This window comes from Citrobacter sp. VF227 (assembly GCF_052950715.1).
This window is the reverse complement of the sequence record NZ_JBRFVF010000105.1, coordinates 1-696: the sequence shown is the minus strand read 5'-3', so window position 1 is coordinate 696 and position 696 is coordinate 1. Positions and strand designations below refer to the sequence as shown.

Sequence of the window (696 nt, the reverse complement as noted above, 5' to 3'; positions counted from 1 at the left end):
CCCGAAGGATGCTCCCACTGCTTGTACGTACACGGTTTCAGGTTCTTTTTCACTCCCCTCGCCGGGGTTCTTTTCGCCTTTCCCTCACGGTACTGGTTCACTATCGGTCAGTCAGGAGTATTTAGCCTTGGAGGATGGTCCCCCCATATTCAGACAGGATACCACGTGTCCCGCCCTACTCTTCGAGTTCACAACCTGTGCATTTTGGTGTACGGGACTATCACCCTGTACCGTCGGACTTTCCAGACCGTTCCACTAACACACAAGCTGATTCAGACTCTGGGCTGCTCCCCGTTCGCTCGCCGCTACTGGGGGAATCTCGGTTGATTTCTTTTCCTCGGGGTACTTAGATGTTTCAGTTCCCCCGGTTCGCTTCATTACGCTATGTATTCACGTAATGATAGTGTGACGAATCACACTGGGTTTCCCCATTCGGAAATCGCCGGTTATAACGGTTCATATCACCTTACCGACGCTTATCGCAGATTAGCACGTCCTTCATCGCCTCTGACTGCCAGGGCATCCACCGTGTACGCTTAGTCGCTTAACCTCACAACCCGAAGATGTTTCGTAAAACACCATCGTGTTGCGAAAATTTGAGAGACTCGAACACACCGCTTTTCATTTCTTATTACGGAGAAATGAAACAGTGTGTCGTTTCAATTTTCAGCTTGATCCAGATTTTTAAAGAGCAAA

General features: G+C 49.3%; 1 rRNA gene. It reads right to left on the bottom strand.

The annotated features are described in order from the left end of the window. A 23S ribosomal RNA gene (locus tag ACU8YC_RS25295) occupies positions 1–550 on the bottom strand; the annotation flags it as partial. Positions 551–696 lie beyond the last annotated feature (146 nt).